This is a genomic window from Comamonas sp. C24C (assembly GCF_053345995.1).
Map to the genome: position 1 here is coordinate 154,716 of NZ_JBKFBC010000015.1, position 619 is coordinate 155,334.

The 619-nt window shown below is 63.0% G+C and carries 1 protein-coding gene and 1 pseudogene; both read left to right on the top strand.

What is annotated here, in order from left to right; genetic code table 11:
• Positions 1-367 (top strand): electron transfer flavoprotein subunit beta/FixA family protein (locus ACLBXN_RS22960; protein ID WP_447613675.1); only part of this gene is annotated, 367 nt, incomplete at its 5' end.
• A gap of 160 nt (positions 368-527) precedes the next feature.
• Positions 528-619 (top strand): annotated as a pseudogene (locus tag ACLBXN_RS22965) (electron transfer flavoprotein subunit alpha); the annotation flags it as partial.

A 619-nucleotide genomic window follows, 5' to 3' on the forward strand; every position in this document is an offset into this window, starting at 1 on the left:
TCAGATGCTGGCGGCCCTGGCTGACCTGCCCCAGGCCACCTTCGCCTCCAAGGTTGAGGTCGCTGGCGACAAGGTCAACGTGACCCGCGAAGTCGACGGCGGCCTGGAAACCGTGGCCCTCTCCACGCCTGCCGTCATCACCACCGACCTGCGCCTGAACGAGCCCCGCTACGTCACCTTGCCCAACATCATGAAGGCCAAGAAGAAGCAGCTGGACACCTTCAAGCCCGAAGATCTGGGCGTGGACGTGACGCCTCGCCTGAAGACCGTGAAGGTCTCCGAGCCTGCCAAGCGCGGCGCTGGCGTCAAGGTGGCCGATGTGGCCGCTCTGGTCGACAAGCTGAAAAACGAAGCGAAGGTCATCTGACTCCCCCTGAGTCGCCTGCGGCGCCTTCCCCCAAAGGGGGACGACGGCCTTGGCTGCGGGGCGGCCCTTGCTGGCCGTCCCTCGCCAGGCTGCGCTGCTGCCAAGGGCTGATGTCCTCTCTAGGACTTCGCCAGAACGTAAAGAAATTTAGAGGTTGAATATGACTTCTCTCGTTATTGCAGAACACGACAACGCTTCGATCAAGACCGCGACCCTGAACACCGTGACGGCTGCCAAGGCCTGCGGCGGTGA